We start from the raw sequence: 17,515 nt of genomic DNA, 5'->3' as shown, positions 1-17,515 counted from the left end.
CGACCCCTGGGACTCCACAGATGCGCAAGCGCACCCTCCTCCTGGCCACGGCCCTCACCACCGGCCTGCTCACCGCCCTGCCCGCGACGGCGGCCACCGCCGCGCCCGCCACCGGCCCGAGGGCCGACTTCAACGGCGACGGCTACGGGGACGTCGCCTTCGCCGCCCCGTACGCCAAGGTCGACGGCCACGGCATGGCCGGCTACGTCGCCGTCGTCTACGGCGGCGCCACCGGCCTCGACCCGGCCAAGCGGACCGTCGTCAGCCAGAACACCGCCGGCGTGCCCGGCGCCGCAGAGGCCGAGGACACCTTCGGCGACGCGCTCGCCGTGGCCGACCTCAACGGCGACGGCTACACCGACCTCGCGGTCGGCTCCTCCGGCGAGGACGTCGGCACCGACACCGACGGCGGCTCCGTCACCGTGCTGTGGGGCTCGGCGAGCGGCCTGAGGAACGGCACCTCGGTCAAGGACCCGGCGGTCTCCGGGCACGACCACTGGGGCCGGCTGCTGACCACGGGCGACTTCGACGGCGACGGCAAGGCGGACCTGGCCGTCGGCACCGGCTCGTCCCACGCCTACGTGATCCGCGGCCCCTTCACCACGACCGGCACCACCGGCGCCGCGAAGCGCGTCAACACACCCGAGACGGCGTACAGCGTCGACGCCATGAAGGCGGGCGACACCAACGGCGACGGCCGGTCGGACCTGGTCCTCACCTACCGCGTCCGCCTCGACTCGGCCGAGTCGGGCAGCTGGTCCAAGGGCGTCGCCTACCTCGGCTCCCCCACCGGCCCGGACACCTCGGTCCCCCGCCCCCTGAACGGCGGCACCTCGCTGGCCCTCGGCGACATCGACGGCGACGGCTACGACGAGATCGCCCTCGGCAACGTCTTCACCAAGGACGACGACCACAGCGGCTCCTTCGGCGGCCGGGTCGTCGTCATCCGCGGCTCCGAGGGCGGCCCGGTCAACGGCGACGCCCCCATGGCCGAGCTGACCCAGGCCTCCACCGGGGTCCCCGGCGCCGACGAGGCGAACGACGGCTTCGGCGGCTCGGTCTCCATCGGCGACGCCAACGGAGACGGCTACGGCGACCTCGCCGTCGGCGTGGTCTTCGAGGACGTCGGCACCCTCGAGGACTCCGGCTCCACGGTCCTGATGAACGGCTCGGCCTCGGGCGTCTCGCGCACCGGCGGCCGCACCCTCACCCAGGCCACCGCCGGTGTCCCGGGCACCGCCGAGGCCATGGACTACTTCGGCTCGGACGTCCTGCTGGCCGACGTCACCAAGGACGGCCGCGCCGAGTTCACGATCACCGCCGGCTTCGAGAACGAGGGCGTCGGCGCCGTCACGGCCCTGCGCGGCTCGGCCACCGGCCCCGTCACCGACGGCGCCCGCTCCTTCGGCCCGGGCAGCCTCGGCCAGACCCGCTCGTACGGCGCGTTCGGCACCGGCCTCATCGGCTGACGCACCAGCCGGCCTGATCGGCTGACGAACCAGTCCGGCCTGATCGGCTGACCCCACCAGGAGACCCCATGCGCAGATCCACCACGACCGCCCTGGTCGCCGCCCTGCTGGCGACCGGCGTCACCCCCGTGTTCCTCACCGGCCCGGCCTCCGCGGCGGTGGCGGGGCACTACGACGACTTCAACGGCGACGGGCGCCGCGACCTCGCCTACGGCGGCTACGACGACGTCGACCGCGAGGGTGGCACGGTGACCGTCGTGTACGGCACCGCCTCCGGCCTCGACACCGCCCACCCGAAATTCCTCCACCAGGACAGCGCCGGCGTCCCCGGGGCCGGGGAGGAGGACGACCAGTTCGGCGCGTCCCTCGCGAGCGCCGACCTCAACAAGGACGGCTACGCGGACCTCGTCGTCGGCAATCCCACCGAGCACGTGGGCAGCGACGACTACCGCGGCACGGTCACGGTTCTCTGGGGCTCCAGGTCCGGCCTGTCCGGCGGCACCAACCTCACGCCCGCCGGCGGAGCGGGCGGCCACTTCGGCCGCGACCTCGCCACCGGCGACTTCACCGGCGACGGCTCGCCCGACCTGGCGGTGATCGGCGGCGGGGAGACGTGGCTGTACCGGGGCCCGTTCACCAAGTCGGGCACGACCGGGAAGGTCAGCAAGATCGACAAGGCGTCGGCTGGCTGGTACTCCTCCGGACTCGGGGCCGGAAAGGTCGACGGGGACGGCAAGACCGACCTGGTGGTGATCGGCACGGAGATCACCGGCAGCGACATCCGCGAGCGCGCCTGGTTCCTCAAGGGCACGTCCACCGGCCTCGCCTCCGGCGCGTCCAGGACCCTCAGCGACCGGCAGCAGGGCCTCTACCCGAGCCCGGTCATCGGCGACTTCGACAAGAACGGTTACGGCGACATCGCCCTCGGCCTGCCCGACAAGGACAACGGCAAGGGCGCCGTCACGATCTGGCGCGGCACGGCGTCGGGCCCGGGCACGTCGACCACGTTCACCCAGGCCACCTCGGGCGTCTCCGGCAGCCCGGAGGCCGACGACAACTTCGGCTACGCCATCTCGGCCGCGGACGCGGGCGGCGACGGCTACGCGGACCTCGCGGTCGGCGTGCCGCACGAGGACGTCGACGGCCTGGAGGACCAGGGCGGCGTCCACGTCTTCCGCGGCGGCTCCGGCGGCCTCAGCGGCACCCGTTCCTCGTGGATCGCCCAGACGGTGCTGGGCCCGGCCGACTCCTACGCCTCCTTCGGCTACACCCTCCGCCTGCGCGACCTGACGGCCGACGGCCGGGCGGACCTGGCCGTGGGCGCGGCGAACGGCGCGCTGCTGATGCCGGGCACGGGCACGGTGCCGACGAAGACCGGCGCGATCGTCCTGCCGGAGCTCGGCGGGACGCTTCCCGACTGACCTGCCTGGAGCCGGCCCGGGACAAGCCGCCGCCCCGGGCCGCCCCGACCCGAACGGACCGAACTGGGTCGGGGCGGCTCCCGGGCGCCGGGGGGGGGCGGGTGGCGTACGCCTGTCCGGCCTCGAGGGGGACGGCACGGCGGACCTGTCACGTACTGACTGACGGCCCGGTGAGGCTCGATGCGCCGCCCGTACGGCCGAACCCTTACAACACACGGACACCTGAAGGCCCTTACCCCCTAAGGGATGTCACAGCTCGGCCGCAAAGCCGGGCCCGGATGCCCGGGCCCGGCACGCCACCGCGCGGGACCAGGTACGTTCGAAGACGTGGCTGGATTCAGGATCGGACGCGGCCGGAACAACGGCGCTCCTCAGACGCGACCGCAAAACCCTCCGTACGGGCAGCAGACGCCGCAGGGACCGTCGTACGGCTACCCGCCGGCGCCGCAGCCGTACCCGCAGCAGCAGCCGCCGTACGGCAGCGGCGGCGGCCCCACCTGGCCGCAGCCGAACGCCGGGCGGCCCGGCGGCGGCTACGGCGACCAGGGCGAGCCGGAGTACTTCGGCGACGGCGCGTACCCGCCCGGCCCTCAGGGCCCGCACGACCCGTACGCGGCGAACAACCCGGGCCACACCCAGGCCTTCACGGTCGGCGAGGACCCCTACAACCAGGGCGACACCTACCGCGCCGGCTCGGCCGCCCCGCCGCCCGGCCCGGTCGGCCCGCGCCTGCACTGGAAGGCCCTGCTGAGGGGCATCGTCCTCGCCCCCAAGCAGACCTTCCTCCAGATGCGGGACTACACGATGTGGGGCCCGGCCCTCATCGTCACGTTCCTCTACGGCCTGCTCGCCGTCTTCGGCTTCGACGGCGCCCGCAAGGATGCGATAAACGCCACACTCTCCAACGCCATCCCCATCGTCCTGACGACGGCGGTCGCGATGGTGATCAGCGCGTTCATCCTGGGCGTGGTCACCCACACCCTGGCCCGCCAGCTCGGCGGCGACGGCGCCTGGCAGCCCACGGTCGGCCTGTCCATGCTGATCATGTCCATCACGGACGCACCCCGCCTGGTCTTCGCGATGTTCGCCGGCGGCGACGCGACGTTCGTCCAGCTGCTGGGCTGGGCCACCTGGATCGCGGGCGGCGCGCTGCTGACCCTCATGGTCAGCCGTTCCCACGACCTGCCCTGGCCGAAGGCGCTGGGCGCGTCGGCGATCCAGCTGATCGCACTGCTGTCGATCGTGAAGCTGGGCACGGTCTGAGGCCCTGCACGGCTGTGAGAAAGGGGCTCCCCGGAAGGGAGAGCCCCTTTTTCTTGGTGTTTCTTGGTGTCAGGCGTCGAGCACCTGGTCGGCCCGCCGCACCACGGGCGGCTCCACGGACCACGGGAAGTTGATCCAGTCGTCGGTCCGCTTCCACACGTACTCGCACTTCACCAGCGACTGGGACTTCTCGTAGACGACGGCGCTGCGGACCTCGGCGACGGTGTCGAGGCAGAAGTCGCGGACCAGCTTGAGCGTCTTGCCGGTGTCGGCGACGTCGTCGGTGATCAACACCTTCTTCTCGGAGAAGTCGATCAGGTTGGGGACGGGAGCGAGCATGACGGGCATGTCGAGGGTCGTCCCCACACCGGTATAGAACTCCACGTTAAAACCGGAAGGGCCTCCCACCTGCGAAGATGCAAGTGAGAGGCCCTGAAACTCAGCGAAAACTCAGCTTTGGGGGTCAGCAACCCTCATCAGGCTGCGTCATCGTCCACCAACGTCAGGCGACTCCGGAAGGCGTCCGCAAGCGACGCCTCGAAAGCTCCAGTGATCCGCTCATCGGCCCCGTCTACGAGGTGCGCGTAGACCTGTTCCGTGACCTTGGTGGAGCTGTGCCCCATCCACCTTGCCACCTCATACAGGGGTACCCCCGCAGCGATAGCCATGCTTGCGAAGTAGTGGCGGAGAGCCTTCGGGGTGTAGCCCGAGCCCTCCAGTCCGGCGCGCTTGATCGCTTCGTTCCAGCGGTCCGTGTACGTCGTCCGTGAGGGGTGTCGGTGCTGGTAGGTCTCTGACTCGTAGTACCAGCCCTCTTCGCCCCACGGCTCCCAGAAGGCCCGATGCTTCTCCAGCTCGTCAGCCACCGAGGGAGGCATGGGCACCCAACGGCCCTTCCGACTCCACTTCGGTTCGTTCTTGACGTTTGTCCCTCGGTTCGCCCGACCGTTCTTCCCGAAGTTGGTTAGCTGGTTCTGGACGAAGTACCAGCCCTCTCGGCGGGTGAGGTGCGACTGTGAAAAGGCCAGGGCCTCACCCACCCTCAGACCGCAGCCCGCCTGAGTCCAGATTGACGACTTGTACACCGGTCGCATGGCCTCATAGATCGCCATGACCTCAGCAGTGGTCGGAATCTCGTCGTCTTCCACCGGACGGTAGGCCGACTCGTTGCGACCGTTCACGGCGATCGTCTTTCCGGCGTACTTCGGAACGATCTCCGCCTCATAGCAATACTTGAGGAACGACTTCAGGACCACCTTTCGGCCCTCAATGCCGTAGGGCTTGTAACCGCGCTCCTTCTGGCTGTTCTCCCAAGTAGTGATGTCCGAGGGAGTGATAGAGCCGATTCGGCGGCTGCCGAACATGTCGGCAAAGTGGTTCTTGTAGATGCTCCGGTACTGCGCAAGAGAAGAGTCCTCCCGCTGCCCGAAGCCCAACCACTCTTCCCAGCAGTCCGCGAAGGTCCGCTTAGAGTGCTTGCGGTCGACGTACACGCCAAGGCGCTTGTCGTTCTCGACCTTCGTTGCAAGGTCTTTGGCCTCGGTCTTCTTGTTGTGAGGGAACGACTCCTCTTTCTGATCCCCGTTGGCGTCCCGGAACCGGACGACCCACGAGTGTCGGCAGCGCGGCCAAGCGCCCACCTTGCAGTCACACCGCTTGATGATCGAAGCCATGTGGCTTCAACCCCCTTACTGACCAGGGCCGGGACCCACTTCCCGGCTCAGCACGATGTTTTACACGCCAACTCCCCCTAGTCACAAGCCTGTTGGGCCACCCAGTGATCAAGGTCACGTTCGCGAAATCTGAGATGCTTCCCCACCTTGAAGGCTGGTATGCCCCACTCACGCCACTTCGCGTAGAGCGTGCGCTTGGGCACGGCCAGCCGCTCAGCGGTCTCGTCCGGGGTCAGGAGTCGGTTCGACCCACCCGCAGCCATGTCGTTTCCCCCCTTCAGCGAGCCGGGCTCTGGGCCCAGTCCAAGACCTTGGCCTCATAGCCCGTCTCAGACCGCCACACGACCCGGAACACACCAGCAGCCTTGAGACGCGGAAGGCAGCGATAACACGGAGCCCGAGTCACGTAGACCGTTCCGCCTTCCAGGTCTTCGCGCCTCGCATTGATCAACAGGTTCTCTTCGGCGTGAATGGCGATGCAGTTCCCGTAATCACTGCCGGCGGGTATCTGCTCGTACGTCGTCCGCCCTCGGGGGCAGGCGCCCGCTAGGCAGCCTTTCTCACCCGGGACAGTGCCGTTCATCCCCGACATGACTACGCGCCGCCTGCGGTCCAGGAGGACCGCACCAACACGTGATCTGGTGCAGTCCCCCCGAGGGGCTACGGCATCAGCGATGCCAAGAGCCCACATGTCCCAAGAGGGACGGCTAGAAGGCGTCGTATCGGTCTCCGTCATGGACGAGGTCCCGCCTGATTCCATTCCCCCGGACACTCGCGAACCCCTTGTAGCCCTCGCTGTCTACGTCACCCTCAATGACGTATCCATACTTCGTGGTCAGGTCAGACAGCTCCGTGAGAAATGCCTTCAGCGCTTCGCTAGAACGGTGCCGGCTCATGGTTCTCCCCGATGATGAAGCGTCCTGTCACATCCTCGTATCCGGGCAGGCCATAGACCTTCGCCCCGTCGAGCCCCCAAGGCCGACGAACGTATACGCCCCTAAGGCTGTTCCGTACGTTGTCCTCGGTGTACGCAAGCCGGTGGTCTCGACCCCCGTAGGAGATCAGGAAGCGCGGCAGATCCTTTTCACTCACAGTCCATCTCCATGTCTTCGAACATCACAGAGCCGCTTCCTTCAGAACGTCCTCAAGAACCTTGAGCTTGCAGGAAACCCGGTGAGCTACGCCCCATTGCTCAGTCTGCTTGGCGTTGTCCAGAGATCCCTTGAGCAGCCGAATGCGCTTCACGACGGCTTCCTTCAACTTCTCGTCAGCGATGCTGACGGATACCGTGATGCACTCCTTCGGAATGTTCGCCAGGTCGAGCCGGTCCCTGCTGGGATAGCCGGAATAGTCGTAAGTCAGTGGCATTACACGTCCTCGAAGATTTGAGTAGTAATCCCCGCCTTCTTGGCGAGGCTGGCAGTCATTGAGGCCCCTGGGCTACCGCCCTTTATGAAGGCCAAACAGAGGTCAGCTCCAGCACTTACCATCTCCGCGTTGCGGAGGAATCCGGCTCGCTTCCCGTATGCGTCCCAGTCGGCTGGATGCCGGCGGACGCTCATGCCGATACCGCAGGCGAAGCGGTCCGCAATGGCATCGGCCCCCCGAGGACAGGCCCCGTGAATCAGCAGCACGTCACGGGGCCTGTACCTACCGAGCCACAGCACTTCGCCTATGACGCCCTCCAAGAGGGCTACGTCCGTCCAGCCCCGGGAGCCTGTGACAAGGAGCCTCAGCCCTCAGTCCCGTCAACCACCTCGATAGCGGCGAAACCCATAATCGAGTTCCACGTATCGGCGGACATCTCCTTTGCGAGTTCGTAAGGCACGCCTGAAGCCATGGCCTCAGTGAGGACCGTTCCGGAGATGCGGGCCGCAGTCACGGCGTATGCCCCTTGCTTGTGGAGCCGCTGAGCGTTCATCTCGTTCTCGATACCGGAGATGAGTTCCTCAAAGCCCCCCGCGGGCTCGGTTTCCTCGTTCTGCTCGTTCTCGCCCATCGCTCCCCCTAGTGCTTGCTTTCTTCCAGTTCCAGCACGCTCCCCCAGGAGCGTCCACCGATTTCCGCGTCTGCCGGGATGAGGAGTCCCTGAACGGGGAACTCCATCAACTTCGCCGCTTCCCGAGCCATCTCGGGAGCCTCCTTCTCCGGGAACGAAAAGACGATTTCGTCATGGATCGGGAGGCGCATGTACGGGGTGAATCCCGCAGCGTCGAGCTTCAGCAGGGCCCGAGCCGTTACGTCACGGCTCCCGCCCTGAATGAAGTAGTTGAGTGCCCGGAACCACTTACCAGGGTCAACCGGAAGGCGCCGCCCAGTAGCCGTGTAGACGTAACCCGTTCTTTTGGCTTCGTCTGCCAGTCGCCTGCCGAACTGACCAACCCCGGGGTACGTCCTGGCGAATGCGTCGAGTACCTTCCTCGCGGTCTCTTCGTCAATGTGGGCCTGTTCCATGAGAGCGGCCCATCCGCCCCCGTAGACCGTCAGGAAGTTGGCCATCTTCCCGATTTTGCGAGGGACGCCGGCAGCGTCCGCCGTGATCTGATGCAGGTCCCTTCCGTTAAGGAAGGCATCGAGCATCGTGGGATCACGGGAGAACGCGGCCAGATAGCGAAGCTCCATATTGCCGAAGTCAATGGAGCACGAAACATGCCCCTCGTCAGCAAGGAACATGTGCCGCACGTACCCGTCCCCCGAGGGGAACGTCTGCGCCGGAATGCTCCCGGATATAGACATCCTTGACGTTCGTGCCTGGAGAGAATTGACCGAGGCGTGTACCCGATTATCCGGACCCCGCCCGTTCAACGCTCTCTCAAACCACGTCTTACGCCACTTGCCAGCCTTGCGCGACTTGATTACTGCATCGGCAAGAGGGTGCTTCAGACCTGATAGAACATCGTCGTCCATGGCCAACTGGCCGTTAGGGTGATTCTTACTCGGCTTGGTCCGCTTCGTGAGCTTCACCCCGAGGGACTGAAACACCTCAATGAGCTGCTGACTGGAGTTGGGGTTTTCGACGCCAAACGTCTTGGCTACGGTCTCCCACTTCTCCTGTTCGTATTGCAGCTCTTCACACCGCATCTCGGCATACCCCACGTCAATGAGGTATCCCGCCCGCTCCATCTTGGCTGTGACATGGGCTAGTCGATGTTCCCAGCCGATGAGCCCTTGCGCCCTAGAGCGAGCCGGAACAAGTCGATAGAGGATCTGAAAGAGCCGAAACGCAAGGGCCGGGTCCATACCTGCGTAAAGCAAATAGTCCCTGTCCAGAAGCTCAACCAGCTTCCAAATCTTCTCCTTCGTCGTCTTGTACTTCTTCGCAATGGCCGTCATGGAGCCCTTGACCTCATCTGCGGTCTTCTCGCAGATATAGAACTTGGTCAGCTCTTCCAGCTTGAGCCCCGGGCCCCTCTCCTTCACGGCCCTCGGGTCCACGAGGTGAGCGAGCTTGGCCGTGTCCCACATCTTTGGAGCAAGCTCCTCCAGCGGGATTCCTAGCGTCTGCTCGACCACGTGAAGGTCAAAGGTGCCGTTGTGACACACCAGCCACTCAAGCCGCCGCAGGGCCCGCCTCACTGCCTCAGCGAAGGCAGGCCCCAGCTCCACGGGGATGACCCAGGTCTCTGCCCCCGTGCCGAACTGAGCCAGCCGGCACCGGAAACCTTCAGCCCACCAATCGAGCCCTGTGGTTTCCGTGTCGAACCCGAGGATTCGGTGTCGAGAGATGAACTCCTCAAAGGCGGGGAGATCCCTTTCGTGCTCGACGACGCAAATTGTGACCGGCTGACCCTTCAGCGCGTACCCAAGCTCAATCACGGGACCTCCCCTCTATTCGTTTTGAGCAAGGAAAGCCCGACCTACGTACTCTGCATAAGCGGGCGGAATGCACTCGCGGATTCCCTCACGGGACATCCAAGGGACGCCCAGATCTTCCTTGGCGTCATCAACGCCGATGAAGTTTCCTACGTAAATCCCCATCTCGTCAGGCTTCCGGCGGCGCCCCATCTTTGTTTGCCGTCTGATGTGCTCCGGGTGATCCGGTTGTTTCAGCTCCCACCCGCCTGGCTCAAAGAGCCGATGGCGATAGGTGTTGAGTCCGAAGTACGCACCGCACAAGAGCACTGGGTTAAGCAAATCTGGTTCGGCGCCCATCACGTTCTCAATCACCCACGGAACCCCTACGGCATTTAGCGCGTCCCGAGTCGGAGCCAGAAGATCGGGGTGATCGTTCTGCCTGATTCGCTGCGTCTTGCTGTAGAGCTGACACGGCGGAGAGGCGTGGATGAAATCAAATCGGTGGCCGTAAGTGAGTAGGAACTGAATCGCTTCAGCCTGTACGAATTCCCACGGGTAACGAGGTTGCGGAGCGATGTCGACGCCCACGACCTCAAACCCCGCATCGCGGTACCCCTTACTTGCTCCCCCCTGGCAGCAGTAAAGGTCAAGTAGCTTTCGAATCCCCCCAGCCCCCTTACGGTGCTACTCGGCCGTTGTTGCTAAAAGCCGTGTAGGTAAGAGGCATGGCCTTGCCGAACGCTTCCTCCATCTGCTGAGCAACCATCTCGATCTCTCGCTGAGGGAAAGAGGGGAACTTGGCTATCTCGGAGATGGTTCGGAGGCTCAGGAAGTGCATGAGGGACCGCGCGTTACACGTCGCGTAGTACGACGTGAAGATGCCGACAGGCAGCGCCATGCGCGCTACTTCCCGCGCTACGCCCTCCCTGAGCATCTTGAGATAACAGGTGTAGGCAGTCCCATATGCGAGACCAAGGGCCGTACCCGTATACGCCTGCTGTCGATCAGTGCCCTGTATGAAGGTGTACGCTCCCGGCTTCCCCACCTGCTGAAGCGGTCGATCACTGGCGGGGACGTAGAAGGTGCCCTCAAGCTCCTTGTAACGCCCGCTCTCCTCGTTGTAGCTCCAGCCCGCTCGATGCCTCATGTGCTCGCGGGCAACGAAGATCGGAGCCTCTACCAGGAAGGTGAAAGAGGTGTGTTCGAAAGGGGAGCCATGACGGTCCCGCATCAGATAGTTGATGAGGCCCGCGGGCTTCGTATCCGAGCCCAGAGACTCAACCCCTTGAGTCGAGACACGGGCTGCCTGAACAACGTCTTCATCCGTTGCACTGGCCTTGACCAGCTTCACGGACACATCGGAATGGATCGAAATGGTTTCCACTGGATGACTCCAAAAGGAAAGGGGGCCGAGGAATCCCCGGCCCCCTGAGGTGCCTTACTGCTAGAGGTCAGCCCTTACGAGAAAGAACCGTCCTTCTGCCGCCAGAGCGGGTCACACTGCGAGCCCTTCGGCGCGTTGCAGAACAGGGCGGCCCAAGCGCCCTTCGCGCCCTGGCCTTCCCGCAGAGTCCGGCCGTGCTGGCAGGAGTCGTCACCAGATGCCGGGGCACTCTGCTGTGCCTGGACCTTGCCGCCCTGGAAGGTCTTAGGGGCGTTGTTGCCGCCCTTGCCGGCGGCAGGCTGGTGGGTCTCCCGCACCTTCTTCGCCGCCATGGCTGCGAGGTCGATAACACCCTTGTCAGCCAGGGCCTTCATCACGTCAACCGCGTTTACTGCGACCTCTTCAGCGCTCTCGCCGTAGACGGTCGGAGTGATCCATTCAGCGTCGAATCCTGCTGCGGCCTTGAAGGTCAGCCCGATTCGGAACTTATTCGGGGAAGCGTTGTTGGTGGCCTGGGTCATAGGCTTCGTCTCCTTTGATGTATCCGGCTCGCCCCAGGGTGAGGGGCCGTCAAACGGGTTCGGGAAGCTCATTCAGCTCTCTCCGGTGTAGACACTTCGCCTCCATCCCAGGAGGCAACTTACTGACCAAAAAAAGAGACCCTAGATCGGGCAGGCGCCCGATGTACAGATCTCGTCGTACGAGGTATCCGAGGTTTCTATGCCTACGGCTGCCGCAAGCTCCTCGTACTCTTCCCTGGTGATCCGCTCATAGGGCGGCTGCTCAAACGAGAGTTCCGGGAATACCGTGGTGCCCTTGAGCTTTGGCAGGAAGGGCACCAGGGCCTCAACGAGGTCGTCAACCGAATATGCGTTGGGGTCCACGTTCACCGTGTAGGACACCGCCTGATCTGCCCAGTGCTCTTGATAAAGCGCCTGGACCGACAACATGTCCCGAAGGGTGAGGTCTCCAGCATGCTGGAAGTTCTCGCCCCCGATATCAACAAGCGGGTCCTTCGTGGGGATGGTGACGACAGAGGTATTGGCCGCGTATTTGTCCGGCTCTACGTGGTACCCCTTACGCCTGTACTTCTCGACCTGGGCCTTCTCGGAGGGTTCAAGGTCTGAGAAGCGGATACGGCGCTTGAAGTAGCCCGCAAACGGCGCGTGAACGGCCTCGCCGCTGGTGCCGGCGAGTTTGCTCGTAGTGCCGGTGGGGGCAATGACCCGAGTCTTGATCGGCGTGGGGATACGCAGTGTGTTCGCATACTCCCGCGCCGCAAGAGTGACGGTCTGAGCCATGATGTCTAGCTCAAAGCCGATGCCCCTACGTGATGCGTCGGAATACTTGAAACCGAGTTTCACAAGGAAGTCCGCGAACCCGAGATGCCCCACACCGATACGCCTGTATTTGGCGATGGCCTCAGCAGACTTCGGATCAGCAACCTTGGCAAAGGTAGCTCTGATCAGATACCGAGTGAGATACCTGTGAGCCTTCCGAAGGCCCTCGTCGTCTATCTCCCCGTTGTCGTCCACGAAAGCACCGAGATTGACGGAACCAAGATTGCACGGCTCCCAGGGGGTAAGTGTTGCCTCCCCACAGGGATTCGTAGTGTAGGTGCCGTCAACCTCCCCCTTTGCCGTCAGGCTCGAATTCCAAATACCGGGCTCTCCGTTGCGGAGCATTCCGGCCGCGATCTCACGAAGGATCGGCATGGACGGTGACGACATCTTGCGGAGAAGGCGGATGAAGTCATCATCAATCTCCACACTGACGTTGGTCGTCCAGTGCCCTCCCTTGGCCTTGATCCGCAGGAATGACCAGATGAGCGGGTCACGCCAATGCATGATCGACATGCGGGCAGACCTTCGGACACCCCCAGAGACGATGCACTGAGCGATTTCGTGATCAATCTGCATGGCGTCGATGCCGTGGAGCTGCCGGCCGTGGGCGTCCTTGAGCACCTGGCCCACGGCCTTGAGCATCTGGCCGAAGGGCTGGGGACCGCTCGCAGTACCGCCGAAGGCCTTGAGGGGTGCCCCCTTGGCCCGTACGCGGCTCACGTCGTACACCCGAGCTGCGTGACGCGTCCTGGGGTCATGGGCCGTCCGTATGAGGTCCCCCAGGGCCTCAGCCCAGCCCTCACGGCTGTCCTGGACCTGATAGGCCCCCGTCCACTCGTGGCTGTACTCCGTGCTGATCAGACCGGCCTCAACGAGGTCGAGGTAATCCGCATGGTCCGGGTCACAGACGATGTGGACCTCAACCGGGATGGCCAGCTCGGGGAAGCCGTTGAAGTAGCGAGAGCTGTAGTTGGCTCCAACTCCCCCGCCCTCTGCGAGCCGCAACAGGCTGAACATGAAGTGCTCCTCAGGACGCTCCGCGTCCCAGCCTGCTGCCCAACAGTTGTTCAGGGCGAAGGGTGCGACTCCCGAACTCTTGAGGTGCCGTCCCGCCGGCAACACCTTGAAGGAGGCGATCAGGTCGAGCAGAGCGGCCCTCTCACCCTCTTCGTGGTACCGCTCGGGAACGAGAGCAAGGTTGCCGTCCACCACGCGCTGAACGGTCTCCTCCCACACCTCCTGTTCGCCGTTCGGCTTCACTCGGGAATAGGTCCGCTTGTAAACGGTCTTTGCCGTCTCGGTGGGAAATGTCATGCAGTCACCTTTCGCAGGTCTCGGTTCATCTGACGGGCGAGTGCATCGAGGCCGCGGTTGCTTGCCTTGCGCTCCGTGTCGTCCTTCGGTGGGAGCCCGTAGACGTATCGCCGCATCAGAACGGTCCGTTGCGTCTTGCTGAGCTTGTTGAGTGCCATGGACGCATCGAGCCGGGCGGAGACGAGATTGTCTGTGATCCGGCAGGAGAGAAGGTCGTCCTCTCTGCCAAGCATCTGACCCATTTCGTCATCCGAGTAAATGAAGGTGGCTAGGGCTAGCTTCGCCTCTTCGGGTGTGTAGTAGTAATTACCGTCCTCAACGTCTCGCGCGTCGCGCTCCTTTGAGGCGTACTGCACGCCTGCCTTCTTGGCGAACTGCCACAGGAAAGTGTCTGTGTAGTTCTTCTCGATGAGCGTCCGGCGCTCGTAGGCGTGAAGAAGGATTGCCTGCTTCACGTCGTCCTTCTCCACCACACTCCAGGCTGAGGCGATGGACCGAGCAGTCTTATCCGCGATATCTGCCACGTGGGCCCAGTCGATCTCAGTCACGCGGTTCCCCCCTTTCTTACAAAGCGCCCCCCAGCGCCTCGAACGAGCTTGCCGTATCGCACGCCTTCAACGACGAAAGAGCCGTCTCGGCGAACGTCTACGGGATAGGGGGATACGTCGTGGTCACCGACGTACAACAGGCCAAAGCCCGCTTGCCAGTTGGCTACCGCCCCAGGGCCCAGGTATTGAGCCTTACGCGGGTCCATCATGTGACCCACCTCGAAGCCCCAACGCATTCCCCCGAGATGCGAAGGGCCATGCCGGCGGACGCCCAGGCGGTGAGTGTGGCCCATGATGAGATTCATGGTCGCCTTGCTCGCGTGACCGTAAGCCGTGGTTCCCGCGATGCTCGACAGGCCCTTGATCTCATGGCCGTGGATGAGTCCTGTGTCCGGCCCAACCTTGTGGAAGGGCGGCGTGAGGTCGACGCCGAAACCGTCGAAATCAAGGAGCTTGGAAAAGTGGAAGTCGTCGGCGTACTCGGCAAGGGCCGGTGCCTTGGCGCTCAGGTAGGTTCGCGGCCTTAGGTCGTGGTTGCCCTCCAGGATGCCGAAGGGCCCGTCATAAACGGCCCGGATCGGCTCCAGGACCTTCCGCTTCGTGACTTCGGAATCGCTCTTGACCTGTTGTCGGTACTCGTACCGAGTTCCCTCATTCCAACGCGAGGGCGTCTCATAGTCGTTCAGGTCACCGATCTGATACAGCTCGTCGGGCTGGTAATCCCCGATAAATTGGATCAGGTTGTTCAGGGCCCGCTGATCCTGGTAGGGAACCTGAAGATCAGATACGACGACTACACGCTTCAAATGGTCTCCCCCGTTGCCTTCGCGTAGGCCAATCCCCAGGGGTCTCCAGAGTCCTGATGCATCTGCATCCGGTTCAGGATGTCCCTGCCCTTGGCGGTGACTTCGACGGGGGCCGTGTTGACGAGCTGATAGGCCGTCTTCCCCTCGTGCTTGGCCAGCACTTCCAGCGGCATACCGAGCCGGTTGAGTACGACTCCGACAGCACAGCCGGCAGAGACTAGGGAGCCGTCCTCGTCCCTGTGGGCGTAGAAGCACGACGATTCATGTGCGTCCGGGCCATCCTGCATGTGGGCAGGCGCCGAGTAGACGTATTCCGGTCGCTCTGCCACGACTTCCCGAAGGGTCGAAAGTGCCAGCTCGTCAGTGATGTCTACGGCAGTGGTCATCAGTCGGTCTCCTTCTTGAGGCACTTCGGGTCTGCAACCACAGAGATGTCAAAGCCCGCCTTTTCTCCGTCCTCAGAGACGAAGATCCGGTGTCCGTAGCCGTCGCACTTCGCGGCAACCGAAGGGAAGTCCTCGGGCATTGAGTAGATGTCTGCCGACCCCGTCTCCTGGCGATTCACCGGAGCGTCCGGGGTCGAGCTGGGCGAGCAGGCGGCACCAGTGACCACCAGGACCAGGACGGCCAACGTGGTGCCGGCCGCGCGCTTCACGCCTTCTCCGGAAGGGTCAGGCTGGTCCCGCTGATCTCGTTGTAGTCCTCAAGGGCGTCACGCACGGACCGGCTCCAGGTTTGGCCTCGGTCCTGCTTGCACTGGACGTAGCGGAGGAAGGTCGCCACGGTGTCACTGACACCTTCGGTGGTCAGCCGTACGGCAGCCGTTGCCCCAAGGGTCTCGGCCTTCTTCAGCTCCGCCAGGGGCACGCCCAGGCGGTGAAGCACCTGCCCCACGATGCAGCCTGCCGACTCGTTGCCCTCTTCGTCGCGGTGGACGTAGTAGCAGGAGCCCCACTCGTCACGGAGATGGGCAGGAGCCACGTAGACCTTCTCCGGGCTTTCCTCCGCCACGTCACGGAGGGTCGAAAGAACCTGCTCGTCAGTCAGGACGATGCTCACTTGGTGTTCTCCATTCGGGATATCTCACGGTCGATGTACCAACGCGCTTTGCGCAGGTCTTCCATCTCGGTTGCTTTGTTCTTCCGCCCGGCTCGGGCGATGTACTTCACCGCGTTTCCGCGGTTGAAGTTCATGTGTTCCGTGAGGTCTATGACCTCGATTCCGTTCGGAAGCCAGGTGTAATGCCCGGGGTGATTGACCGAGTCGGCCTTTCCGAGCGGGTCACCCTGGACGGGATCAGCCCTCACTTCGCCTTCCTTGAACCAGACGTAACGAATAACAGGGCCGTACACCTTGACGTAATAGCTGTACGGGAAGGCGTCGATGGGGGTTCGGCTGCTGGCAACCCGCCCTCTCTTGCCTGAGTGTGGCCCTGCGGTGATCACGACCTTTTGGCCAGGGTTCACATGCCGATCCTTTTCCTGAGGGCTGCGGGCCCGTTGTTCACGAGGATCTGGTTCGAGTCCTGCCCATCGGTCTTGATGACTTTGCCGTTTGGCAGATCGGCCGCCAGGCCATCCATGAAGACCAATCCCGGTTCGTCCTCAGCGATCAGATAGACCACGTCGTAACCGAGGAGTGCAGGCGTCCAGTAGTCCCGCCACGTACCGGTGCCAGGGGCCCCTACGGCAGGCACATCCGCAACGGCCCAGGACTGCGTGTCGAACTCGCCTTCAACCACCACCAGGGCCGGACTGGGCTCGATCAGGGCGGGCGTGTTGTAGAGCCTCGGAGGATCTCCCGGAAGGCTCAGGTACTTGCCGTGTCCCTGGTGGCGCTCCTTCGCGCCCTTCTGGAAGAGGTAGAGGCCGTCAGCATCCTTGACGCACTCGTCAGCGATGCAGCGGAAGCGGCATGTTGCTACCCCGTCCTCTCCGCCGGCAGGGCGGAGATACGGGATGCAAAGGCTTCCCACATACCGCTCATGACCAGGTTGAGCCGAAGCCACGAAGCCCAGGCCGAAGCTGGCTGCGACCTCCCCGAGGCCCCGAGCCGCTATGTACTCCTCGGCCGGACTCCCCTTGTACGTCTCGTGATACCGCTTCGCTGTCCCCACCGAATTGGGTATATGCGCGTTCTTTGGCTTCAGTGAAGCCAATACTTTCCTCCCTCATGATTACGGCGTATGAGTCTTCCGACAGATTGCATGCAAAGCAATTCCATCGGTTTCTATCGAGATCCACCGACGCTGAAGGATTAGAGTCGGGATGCGAAGGGAGGGGGCAAGCGATTTTCACTCGCCCCCTCGCGGCCTTCGCCTCAAACCCGTAGTAGTGGGCGAGGACTCTAGCGATTGGCGGTCTCGATGAGCTGTCGCTCACCATTGGGACCCACCTTGTAGCGCGTCACCGGGAATTCGTACTTGCGGGCTGCGGCCTGCCACATGTGGTAATTGCCGCGCCACTGACGCGAGTAGGACGGGTCAGAGCCCGTACGCTC

21 protein-coding genes and 1 pseudogene are annotated in these 17,515 nt (G+C 63.9%); 3 read left to right on the top strand and 19 right to left on the bottom strand.

The annotated features are described in order from the left end of the window. Nucleotides 1–20: 20 nt before the first annotated feature. From V8690_RS23510 to V8690_RS23500, 3 genes are all read left to right on the top strand, one after another. Nucleotides 21–1,469 (top strand): VCBS repeat-containing protein, encoded by a 1,449-nt coding sequence (locus tag V8690_RS23510; protein WP_338781793.1) that lies wholly within the window; start codon nt 21–23, stop codon nt 1,467–1,469. 68 nt (nt 1,470–1,537) lie between these two features. Further along, the gene (locus tag V8690_RS23505) at nt 1,538–2,890 is read left to right on the top strand and encodes an FG-GAP and VCBS repeat-containing protein (protein ID WP_338781791.1); all 1,353 of its coding nucleotides are present in this window, start codon (nt 1,538–1,540) and stop codon (nt 2,888–2,890) included. Between the two features lie 246 nt (nt 2,891–3,136). Further along, nucleotides 3,137–4,153, top strand: a complete 1,017-nt coding sequence (locus V8690_RS23500; protein ID WP_338781789.1) for a Yip1 family protein — start codon at nt 3,137–3,139, stop codon at nt 4,151–4,153. Between the two features lie 69 nt (nt 4,154–4,222). On the opposite strand, the pseudogene V8690_RS23495 reads toward V8690_RS23500, so the two are convergent. The 19 genes and pseudogenes from V8690_RS23495 to V8690_RS23405 all read right to left on the bottom strand — a co-directional run. Further along, nucleotides 4,223–4,540 (bottom strand): annotated as a pseudogene (locus V8690_RS23495) (phosphoribosyltransferase family protein); the annotation flags it as partial. An 89-nt stretch (nt 4,541–4,629) separates the two neighbouring features. Next, nucleotides 4,630–5,826, bottom strand: coding sequence for a tyrosine-type recombinase/integrase (locus tag V8690_RS23490; protein ID WP_338781787.1), 1,197 nt, complete (start codon nt 5,824–5,826; stop codon nt 4,630–4,632). 77 nt (nt 5,827–5,903) lie between these two features. Then, nucleotides 5,904–6,089, bottom strand: a complete 186-nt coding sequence (locus V8690_RS23485; protein ID WP_338781786.1) for a helix-turn-helix domain-containing protein — start codon at nt 6,087–6,089, stop codon at nt 5,904–5,906. Between the two features lie 14 nt (nt 6,090–6,103). Continuing rightward, the gene (locus V8690_RS23480) at nt 6,104–6,517 is read right to left on the bottom strand and encodes a cell division protein DedD (protein ID WP_338785432.1); all 414 of its coding nucleotides are present in this window, start codon (nt 6,515–6,517) and stop codon (nt 6,104–6,106) included. A 425-nt stretch (nt 6,518–6,942) separates the two neighbouring features. Then, entirely contained in the window at nt 6,943–7,194 is a 252-nt protein-coding gene (locus tag V8690_RS23475) for a hypothetical protein (protein WP_338781784.1), read from the bottom strand. After that, nucleotides 7,194–7,562, bottom strand: a complete 369-nt coding sequence (locus V8690_RS23470; protein ID WP_338785431.1) for an SLOG family protein — start codon at nt 7,560–7,562, stop codon at nt 7,194–7,196. The genes V8690_RS23475 and V8690_RS23470 overlap by 1 nt, the downstream gene beginning before the upstream one ends. Continuing rightward, nucleotides 7,559–7,825: a hypothetical protein gene (locus V8690_RS23465; RefSeq protein WP_338781782.1), complete on the bottom strand. Its 267-nt coding sequence runs from the start codon at nt 7,823–7,825 to the stop codon at nt 7,559–7,561. Before V8690_RS23465 ends, V8690_RS23470 begins: the two co-directional genes overlap by 4 nt. Nucleotides 7,826–7,833: 8 nt before the next feature. Next, a complete protein-coding gene (locus V8690_RS23460; protein WP_338781780.1) occupies nt 7,834–9,642 on the bottom strand; it encodes a DNA polymerase in 1,809 nt (602 codons plus the stop codon). A gap of 12 nt (nt 9,643–9,654) precedes the next feature. Next, nucleotides 9,655–10,284 (bottom strand): SAM-dependent methyltransferase, encoded by a 630-nt coding sequence (locus V8690_RS23455; RefSeq protein WP_338785430.1) that lies wholly within the window; start codon nt 10,282–10,284, stop codon nt 9,655–9,657. 13 nt (nt 10,285–10,297) lie between these two features. Further along, complete coding sequence (gene thyX / locus V8690_RS23450) at nt 10,298–10,972, bottom strand: FAD-dependent thymidylate synthase (RefSeq protein WP_338781778.1); 675 nt, start codon at nt 10,970–10,972, stop codon at nt 10,298–10,300. 107 nt (nt 10,973–11,079) lie between these two features. Then, nucleotides 11,080–11,526, bottom strand: coding sequence for a hypothetical protein (locus tag V8690_RS23445; protein ID WP_338781776.1), 447 nt, complete (start codon nt 11,524–11,526; stop codon nt 11,080–11,082). 141 nt (nt 11,527–11,667) lie between these two features. Further along, nucleotides 11,668–13,662, bottom strand: a complete 1,995-nt coding sequence (nrdJ, locus tag V8690_RS23440; protein WP_338781775.1) for a ribonucleoside-triphosphate reductase, adenosylcobalamin-dependent — start codon at nt 13,660–13,662, stop codon at nt 11,668–11,670. After that, nucleotides 13,659–14,210 (bottom strand): hypothetical protein, encoded by a 552-nt coding sequence (locus tag V8690_RS23435; RefSeq protein WP_338781773.1) that lies wholly within the window; start codon nt 14,208–14,210, stop codon nt 13,659–13,661. The genes nrdJ and V8690_RS23435 overlap by 4 nt, the downstream gene beginning before the upstream one ends. After that, nucleotides 14,207–15,016: a metallophosphoesterase gene (locus tag V8690_RS23430; RefSeq protein ID WP_338781772.1), complete on the bottom strand. Its 810-nt coding sequence runs from the start codon at nt 15,014–15,016 to the stop codon at nt 14,207–14,209. The genes V8690_RS23435 and V8690_RS23430 overlap by 4 nt, the downstream gene beginning before the upstream one ends. Beyond that, nucleotides 15,013–15,402, bottom strand: coding sequence for a hypothetical protein (locus V8690_RS23425; protein ID WP_338781770.1), 390 nt, complete (start codon nt 15,400–15,402; stop codon nt 15,013–15,015). The genes V8690_RS23430 and V8690_RS23425 overlap by 4 nt, the downstream gene beginning before the upstream one ends. Next, nucleotides 15,402–15,671 (bottom strand): hypothetical protein, encoded by a 270-nt coding sequence (locus V8690_RS23420; RefSeq protein ID WP_338781768.1) that lies wholly within the window; start codon nt 15,669–15,671, stop codon nt 15,402–15,404. The genes V8690_RS23425 and V8690_RS23420 overlap by 1 nt, the downstream gene beginning before the upstream one ends. Continuing rightward, nucleotides 15,668–16,075 (bottom strand): hypothetical protein, encoded by a 408-nt coding sequence (locus tag V8690_RS23415; RefSeq protein ID WP_338781766.1) that lies wholly within the window; start codon nt 16,073–16,075, stop codon nt 15,668–15,670. The genes V8690_RS23420 and V8690_RS23415 overlap by 4 nt, the downstream gene beginning before the upstream one ends. After that, a complete protein-coding gene (locus tag V8690_RS23410) occupies nt 16,072–16,482 on the bottom strand; it encodes a DUF3310 domain-containing protein (RefSeq protein WP_338781764.1) in 411 nt (136 codons plus the stop codon). Before V8690_RS23410 ends, V8690_RS23415 begins: the two co-directional genes overlap by 4 nt. After that, nucleotides 16,479–17,132 carry a topoisomerase gene (locus V8690_RS23405; protein ID WP_338781762.1) on the bottom strand — a complete coding sequence of 218 codons (654 nt, stop codon included), beginning with the start codon at nt 17,130–17,132 and terminating at the stop codon, nt 16,479–16,481. The genes V8690_RS23410 and V8690_RS23405 overlap by 4 nt, the downstream gene beginning before the upstream one ends. Nucleotides 17,133–17,515 lie beyond the last annotated feature (383 nt).

The sequence above is a fragment of the Streptomyces sp. DG1A-41 genome, from assembly GCF_037055355.1.
Taxonomy (GTDB): Bacteria; Actinomycetota; Actinomycetes; order Streptomycetales; family Streptomycetaceae; genus Streptomyces.
The sequence above is the reverse complement of the archived record's forward strand: the minus strand, read 5'-3'. Positions and strand labels throughout refer to the sequence as shown.

Excerpts from the sequence above, each read along its gene's own strand:
- V8690_RS23510 (WP_338781793.1), top strand. The coding sequence starts at position 21 with ATGCGCAAGCGCACCCTCCTCCTGGCCACGGCCCTCACCACCGGCCTG.
- V8690_RS23505 (WP_338781791.1), top strand. The coding sequence starts at position 1,538 with ATGCGCAGATCCACCACGACCGCCCTGGTCGCCGCCCTGCTGGCGACC.
- V8690_RS23500 (WP_338781789.1), top strand. The coding sequence starts at position 3,137 with ATGTCACAGCTCGGCCGCAAAGCCGGGCCCGGATGCCCGGGCCCGGCA.
- V8690_RS23490 (WP_338781787.1), bottom strand. The coding sequence starts at position 5,826 with ATGGCTTCGATCATCAAGCGGTGTGACTGCAAGGTGGGCGCTTGGCCG.
- V8690_RS23485 (WP_338781786.1), bottom strand. The coding sequence starts at position 6,089 with ATGGCTGCGGGTGGGTCGAACCGACTCCTGACCCCGGACGAGACCGCT.
- V8690_RS23480 (WP_338785432.1), bottom strand. The coding sequence starts at position 6,517 with ATGTGGGCTCTTGGCATCGCTGATGCCGTAGCCCCTCGGGGGGACTGC.
- V8690_RS23475 (WP_338781784.1), bottom strand. The coding sequence starts at position 7,194 with ATGCCACTGACTTACGACTATTCCGGCTATCCCAGCAGGGACCGGCTC.
- V8690_RS23465 (WP_338781782.1), bottom strand. The coding sequence starts at position 7,825 with ATGGGCGAGAACGAGCAGAACGAGGAAACCGAGCCCGCGGGGGGCTTT.
- V8690_RS23445 (WP_338781776.1), bottom strand. The coding sequence starts at position 11,526 with ATGACCCAGGCCACCAACAACGCTTCCCCGAATAAGTTCCGAATCGGG.
- nrdJ (WP_338781775.1), bottom strand. The coding sequence starts at position 13,662 with ATGACATTTCCCACCGAGACGGCAAAGACCGTTTACAAGCGGACCTAT.
- V8690_RS23425 (WP_338781770.1), bottom strand. The coding sequence starts at position 15,402 with ATGACCACTGCCGTAGACATCACTGACGAGCTGGCACTTTCGACCCTT.